Annotated in this window: 8 protein-coding genes; 5 read left to right on the top strand and 3 right to left on the bottom strand. The window is 58.8% G+C overall.

The annotated features are described in order from the left end of the window. The first annotated feature begins 13 nt into the window (after positions 1–13). Complete coding sequence (locus FBY04_RS13915) at positions 14–628, top strand: GNAT family N-acetyltransferase (RefSeq protein WP_084320819.1); 615 nt, start codon at positions 14–16, stop codon at positions 626–628. Here the strand turns inward: FBY04_RS13915 and FBY04_RS13920 are convergent. Together FBY04_RS13920 and FBY04_RS13925 are read right to left on the bottom strand one after the other, a co-directional pair. Continuing rightward, positions 594–1487 (bottom strand): LysR family transcriptional regulator, encoded by an 894-nt coding sequence (locus tag FBY04_RS13920; RefSeq protein ID WP_145315554.1) that lies wholly within the window; start codon positions 1485–1487, stop codon positions 594–596. The two genes, FBY04_RS13915 and FBY04_RS13920, sit on opposite strands and share 35 nt — an antisense overlap. A gap of 88 nt (positions 1488–1575) precedes the next feature. Further along, complete coding sequence (locus FBY04_RS13925) at positions 1576–1803, bottom strand: hypothetical protein (RefSeq protein ID WP_084320817.1); 228 nt, start codon at positions 1801–1803, stop codon at positions 1576–1578. 176 nt (positions 1804–1979) lie between these two features. Between FBY04_RS13925 and FBY04_RS13930 the strand changes: the two genes are divergently transcribed. After that, a complete protein-coding gene (locus FBY04_RS13930; protein WP_084320816.1) occupies positions 1980–2540 on the top strand; it encodes an NADPH-dependent FMN reductase in 561 nt (186 codons plus the stop codon). A 94-nt stretch (positions 2541–2634) separates the two neighbouring features. Here the strand turns inward: FBY04_RS13930 and FBY04_RS13935 are convergent, their stop codons facing one another. Beyond that, positions 2635–3282 carry a TetR/AcrR family transcriptional regulator gene (locus tag FBY04_RS13935; protein ID WP_145315555.1) on the bottom strand — a complete coding sequence of 216 codons (648 nt, stop codon included), beginning with the start codon at positions 3280–3282 and terminating at the stop codon, positions 2635–2637. A gap of 55 nt (positions 3283–3337) precedes the next feature. Here FBY04_RS13935 and FBY04_RS13940 point away from each other — a divergent pair, with 55 nt between their 5' ends. The 3 genes from FBY04_RS13940 to FBY04_RS13950 form a co-directional block, all read left to right on the top strand. Further along, on the top strand, positions 3338–4441 hold the full coding sequence (locus FBY04_RS13940; protein WP_084320814.1) for a DUF2855 family protein: 1104 nt from the start codon (positions 3338–3340) through the stop codon (positions 4439–4441). A 127-nt stretch (positions 4442–4568) separates the two neighbouring features. Further along, entirely contained in the window at positions 4569–4916 is a 348-nt protein-coding gene (locus tag FBY04_RS13945) for a metalloregulator ArsR/SmtB family transcription factor (protein WP_145315556.1), read from the top strand. Positions 4917–4945: 29 nt separating this feature from the next. Next, positions 4946–6172: arsenic transporter (locus FBY04_RS13950; protein ID WP_145315566.1), on the top strand; the 1227-nt coding region annotated here is incomplete at its 3' end.

A 6172-nucleotide genomic window follows, 5' to 3' on the forward strand; every position in this document is an offset into this window, starting at 1 on the left:
GACCTTTCCCAGTATGCAACCGGTCATGAATCCGAAATACCCAGGGCTGTCGGTGCGCGTCGCCGACGATGGTTTCGCCGCTTATATCTGGGGCAGTGATTTCAGTTTTGAAGTCGCGGCCTATGGTGCAGCCGAAATCGGCAAAACGGTGGAGCAGTGGCCTGTGACGCCGATCACCCCTTACCGCAAATGCTACGGCATTGATCCCGAGGAATTCAGCAGTTTCCGCGACGCCGCCGACAGTGCGATTTTCATGGCTTATCTCGACGATGAGCCGGTGGGGCATTTGGTGATCAGCACCAACTGGAACGGCTTTGCCCACATCGACGAGTTGGCGGTACATGCGCCGGCACGCCGGCATGGGGTGGCCAAGGCGCTGCTGGATGTGGCGCAGTTCTGGAGTCGCAAGAAGAAACTGCCGGGCATCATGCTTGAAACCCAGAACAACAACCTGGGTGCCTGCCGGCTCTATGAGCGCTGCGGGTATGTAATTGGCGGTGTCGATCACCTGCGCTATCGCGGCATCGACCCTAATACCGCCGAGATTGCGTTGTTCTGGTATCGATTGTTCGGTAACCCGCTGGAAAACCCGATCAGCTCGCCAACATCGCCACGGCTTGTTCCGTGACGATATCCAGCAATGCCTGGGCGGCCGGGGAAGGCTCGCCGTTCTTCAAGGTCAGGGCATAAACGCTGATCGGCACGGCAGGCGCCAACGGGCAGGCGTCCAGGCCGGCGGATTTGGCCCCGAGCGCGGTGAACGGGTCGACAATCGCCAGACCTTCACCGGCCTCGACCATGCTGCGCATCATCTGGTGCGTTTGAACCCGGGTGTGGACGACGGGGGCAGGGCGCAGCCCGTGCAGTTTGTTGTCGAGCGCCGGGCTCAGCGGATCATGACCTTCCAGGCCGACCATCGACTGGCCCGCCAGGTCTTGCAGTGAAATGTATTTCTGCTTTGGTTGCAGCCAGCCGTGGGGTGCCAACAGTTGCAGTTTGCCTTGGGCAATGACCTGGCAATGAATATCCGCATGATCGGGGTCGTGCAGGCTCAGGCCCAGATCGCTTTCGCGCAGCAGCAGGCTGCGGACGATGTCGCGAGTGGGTTGGCTCAGAAGGCTGCAAGGCACATCGGGGAGACGCCGGCGCAGGGCGGCGATGCTCTGGGGCAACAACTGTTGAGCCAGGGGCGGCGTGCAAATGATGCGAAGGGGGGGCGCCTGATATTGCTTAAGGCTGTTGGCCAGACGCTGGACCGGTTCGAGCGCCTCGTAGACATGGGCGATTTCGACCTGCAATTCCCGCGCCTCGCGCGTGGCCTGCAAGCGTCCACGCACGCTGGAAAACAACATGAAACCCAACTGACTCTCGGCGTCACGCAGAATGCTTTCGACCTCGGCCACTGGCAGCTGCAACCATTCGGCGGCGGTGCCCAGGTGACCGGTCTGCAGAAGCGCGTGTATCACTTCGATATGACGTAAACGCATGCGTGAAGTCCATGTTCAGCAGGTGAGGGAGTCAGTGGCTGAATCCTAACCCAAGTCCGCGCATAAGACTTCTGCTCATAACGCGAGGTTATGAGGCGACGTTGGCTACGGGTTCACGAGTGAGGGTGACGCCCGATTGCACCAGCAGGAACTCGTTCTCATCAAGCTTGTTGACGCGATCGCCAATGGCCAGCTTGTAAGTGGTGACAGCGGTGAGGCCGTCTGCCGAAGGGGTGGATTCCTGGAACTCATGCACGGAATAGACACGGCCTTCCGCGTCTCTTGCATGGAACTGACTGACGAGTACTGCTGCCATCTGCTTAGAACCTCTGGAGATAAATCACTCAATTTGCGGTTCTGTAGACCGTGGTTGGGCGAGGTAAGTTTTCCTACAGGAAAAAAATAGTCAGGGGCGGCATTTTTCGGTCGCCCACTGCTTGAATCGTCATCTATAACTACAAGCTCTTTCCATCGGACAGTCGAGAATCTTCCATGAGCAATGTCTACACGATCGCCGTTCTGGTCGGCAGCTTGAGAAAGGAATCGATCAACCGCAAGGTGGCGTTGGCCCTGGCCGATCTGGCACCTGCAAATCTCAAGCTCAATATCGTCGAAATTGGCGACTTGCCGCTCTACAACGAAGACATCGATGGCGAATCACCGCCGGCAGCCTACAGCACTTTCCGGCAACAAGTGAGTTCATCCGACGCGTTGCTATTCGTGACCCCGGAATACAACCGTTCGGTACCGGCGCCCCTGAAAAATGCGATTGACGTCGGTTCGCGGCCCTATGGCAGGAGCGCTTGGGGTGGCAAGCCAGGGGCGGTGATCAGCGTTTCACCCGGGGCGGTTGGCGGATTTGGTGCCAACCATCACCTGCGCCAGTCCATGGTGTTTCTCGATGTGCCGTGCATGCAGCAACCGGAAGCGTACATCAGCGGCGCCGGTACAGCGTTCGACGAGGCGGGCAAGTTGTCCGAGTCGCTCAAGCCGTTCCTGCAAAAATTCATCGATGCTTATGGGCAGTGGGTCGAACAGTACAAAAAAGTGTGAACAGCCCTGTATGAGCCGAGCCTGCTTGCGATGGCGGTGTAACAGCCAGCATCGATATTGAAGGGGATGGCCTCATCGCGAGCAAGCTCGGCTCCTACAGTCGGCTACAGATCATCATTTCCATTTCCGACAGCCACGCGGCGGTTTGCTCCGCCGTCGCTTGCGCGGTGATGCAATAACGACGTCCGCCCCAGGCCATGATTACCCAGGCGTCGATGGTTGTTTCTGCCGGTTGTGTGGGCAAGTCGCTACAGGCTGCAAAGGCCTCACGCCATTTTTGCGACAACTCCTGGAATACCCGTCGATGATGTTTCGATTCGGCGATCTGGTGTTCCAAAGCCAGCATTTCATGGCTAAACAATGGCTGCCCGGCTTCGCTCGGGTCGCAGGTCAAGCCTACGAGGCGTTTGATCCGGGCTGGCCAGGCCAGGTCGTTCGCTCGTATGACGTGTTCATCCAGGTGCTGTAACACGGTATCCAGACAATGGCGGATGTACCCCGACAGCAAGGCTTCCTTGCTCGGGAAATAGTCATAGAGCGTGCCAATCGCAACGCCGGCTTCCAGCGCCACTTCGCGAGTGGTCAACCGCGACCAGCCGTCCCGCAGCCAAATCCGAACAAACGCCTCGTAAATCGCCTCGACGGTGAAAATCGCCCGAGCCTGACTCGGCCGTTTCAACGGCTTGGCGCGGGGATTGAGGGTGGGGGTGCGGCCCCTGGAGTTTCCGAACCCGTTCTTCATCGGCTGCCACTACTCTGGTGCTACCCGCCATTCACTCGCAGCAGGAGTTGGAAAGATGCAAAGTCCGAGCACGGTAACACGGCTGATCACCCGCAAAAACGCCCTCGACCAGAGTCGAATCGAACAGGAGCAACGTAGTCTGATTCCGGCTGACGGGGAGGTGATCCTGAAGATCGACCGCTGTGCACTGACCACCAACAACATTACCTACGCCGCGTATGGCGATTCGATGAATTACTGGGGGTTCTTTCCTACGGGGCTGGCTGAATGGGGCCACATACCGGCCTGGGGTTTTGCCGATGTGATTGCTTCGACGGTCGAGGGCGTAACGGTAGGAGAGCGCTTCTACGGTTATTTTCCGATTGCCAGCCATCTCTGGATGCGCCCGGAGCGCGTTACCGAGCGTGGTTTCTATGATGCTGCGCAACATCGGCAGGCGCTGACTTCGGCCTACAACCAATACACCCGTTGCAGCTGGGATTCGTACTACAGTCCCGAAACGGAAAACCTGCAGATTTTGCTCAAGCCGCTGTTTCTGACCTCATCGATGCTGGCAGATTTCCTGCAGGACAATCAGCTGTTCGGTGCGACCCGATTGGTGTTCTCCAGTGCCTCGAGCAAAACCGCCTACGGAACGGCGGTGTGCCTGGACAATCAGCCCGGTCTGGAACGAGTGGCGCTGACGTCTGCCGGTAACAAGGCGTTTGTCGAAAAGCTCGGTTGTTATGGGCGAACGGTGTCCTACGCAGAACTGGCGAGCCTGGCCAATGACCGTCCAACGCTCTATGTGGATTTTTCCGGCGACCTGGATTTACGTGACCAGGTGCACCAGCAGTTTGCCGGGCAGTTGGTTTACAGCTGTTTCGCCGGGTCTGCACAGAGCACCGAAGAGGCACGGTTGACGGCCATCGAGGGGCCGAAGCCAGTGTTCTTCTTTGCACCGATCCAGATCCGCAAGCGCAATGCCGAGTGGGGGCCGGAAGGCGTCAGTCGACATATTGGTGAGGGCTTGCAGCGTTTTTATCGGCAAGTGACTGCAGTGGAAAATCCGTTGCTGGAAGTGGTTGAGAGTGAGGGTTATGAAGCGGCGCAAAATGTCATTTCCCGGTTGTTTCATGGACAGGTCGCACCGGTGGAGGGGCATGTGATCCGGTTGTAAGTTCAGCGCCGTCCTTGTAGCGGCGGCTCGGCAGCTGCTACAGGGCAGGCGGTTCAAGTCTTCACTTTACTGAATATTCGTAATTCCATATATTTCACGCCTCGTTTGTCTGGAGGCGTGTTCCCTGATGTCCGATTCCCGTGGTCCCGTCGATGTTTTCAAGGCCCTTGCCGATGACACACGAAGTCGTATCGCCATGCTGATCGCCGGCGAAGGCGAGTTGTGCGTGTGTGAGTTGACTGCCGGGCTGGACCTCAGCCAACCCAAGATCTCTCGTCATCTGGCGCTCTTGCGCAGCAATGGCCTGTTGGCGGACCGGCGCCAGGGGCAGTGGGTGTTTTATCGCCTGCACCCGGAGTTGGCACCTTGGGTCGTCACACTGTTGCAGGGTGCGCTGGCAGATCATGGCGAATGGCTCGCTGCTGACGTCGCCCGTTTGCAGGCCATGGCTGATCGCCCGGTACGTTGCTGTTAACCCCTGATTCATATTGAAGGCTGCCTTGCATGCTGATTGCGTCACTGATTTTTCTCCTGACAATTACCCTGGTGATCTGGCAACCCAAAGGCCTCGGTGTCGGCTGGAGTGCGGTACTCGGTGCCGTGCTGGCGCTGGTTTTCGGGGTGGTGCACCTGAGCGATATTCCGCTGGTGTGGCAGATCATCTGGAACGCCACCGGCACCTTTGTCGCGCTGATCATCATCAGCCTGTTGCTGGACGAGGCGGGTTTCTTTGCCTGGGCGGCGTTGCATGTCGCGCGTTGGGGGCGTGGCAGCGGGCGCCGGTTGTTTGCCTACATGGTGCTGCTCGGCGCGCTGGTTTCGGCGTTGTTCGCCAATGACGGCGCGGCGCTGATCCTCACGCCCATCGTGATTTCCATGCTGCTGGCGTTGCGGTTTTCGCCGGCGGCGACCCTGGCGTTCGTGATGGGCGCCGGGTTTATCGCCGACACCGCAAGCCTGCCACTGGTGGTGTCGAACCTGGTGAACATCGTTTCCGCCGACTTCTTCCACATCAGCTTCAATCGCTACGCGGCGGTGATGATCCCGGTCAACCTGGTGAGCGTCGCGGCGACGCTGGCGGTGCTGATGTGGTTCTTTCGGCGCGACATTCCCAAGGATTACGATCCGGAGCAACTGGCGCATCCGGCCAGCGCCATCCACGACAAGGCGACATTTTTCGCGGGTTGGGCGGTCTTGGTGATCCTGTTGCTCGGCTGTTTTGCCCTGGAACCGCTAGGCATTCCCATCAGTGCCATTTCCGCGGTGTGCGCGGCGTTGCTGCTGGCCATTGCGGCCCGGGGGCACAAGATTTCCACGCGCAAAGTGATGAAAGAAGCGCCGTGGCAGATCGTGATTTTCTCGCTGGGCATGTATCTGGTGGTCTACGGGCTGCGCAACGCCGGGCTCACCGGGTATCTGGCGGGGTGGCTGGACGGTTTTGCCGGTTATGGCGTCTGGGGCGCAGCGATGGGCACCGGTGTGCTGACTGCGCTGCTGTCGTCGATGATGAACAACCTGCCGACGGTGCTGATCGGTTTGCTGTCGATTGATGCCAGCCAGGCAACAGGCGTGGTGAAGGAGGCGATGATCTACGCCAACGTCATCGGCAGTGACCTGGGGCCGAAGATTACACCGATCGGCAGCCTGGCGACGTTGTTGTGGCTGCATGTGCTGGAGCGCAAGAGTATCCGGATCGGATGGGGGTATTACTTCAAGGTCGGGATTGTGTTG

Source organism: Pseudomonas sp. SJZ080, from assembly GCF_007828295.1.
GTDB lineage: Bacteria > Pseudomonadota > Gammaproteobacteria > Pseudomonadales > Pseudomonadaceae > Aquipseudomonas > Aquipseudomonas migulae_A.

What these genes read in the sequence shown, in the direction of transcription:
- FBY04_RS13915 (WP_084320819.1), top strand. Translation starts at nt 14, where the DNA reads ATGCAACCGGTCATGAATCCGAAATACCCAGGGCTGTCGGTGCGCGTC.
- FBY04_RS13920 (WP_145315554.1), bottom strand. Translation starts at nt 1,487, where the DNA reads ATGCGTTTACGTCATATCGAAGTGATACACGCGCTTCTGCAGACCGGT.
- FBY04_RS13925 (WP_084320817.1), bottom strand. Translation starts at nt 1,803, where the DNA reads ATGGCAGCAGTACTCGTCAGTCAGTTCCATGCAAGAGACGCGGAAGGC.
- FBY04_RS13930 (WP_084320816.1), top strand. Translation starts at nt 1,980, where the DNA reads ATGAGCAATGTCTACACGATCGCCGTTCTGGTCGGCAGCTTGAGAAAG.
- FBY04_RS13935 (WP_145315555.1), bottom strand. Translation starts at nt 3,282, where the DNA reads ATGAAGAACGGGTTCGGAAACTCCAGGGGCCGCACCCCCACCCTCAAT.
- FBY04_RS13940 (WP_084320814.1), top strand. Translation starts at nt 3,338, where the DNA reads ATGCAAAGTCCGAGCACGGTAACACGGCTGATCACCCGCAAAAACGCC.
- FBY04_RS13945 (WP_145315556.1), top strand. Translation starts at nt 4,569, where the DNA reads ATGTCCGATTCCCGTGGTCCCGTCGATGTTTTCAAGGCCCTTGCCGAT.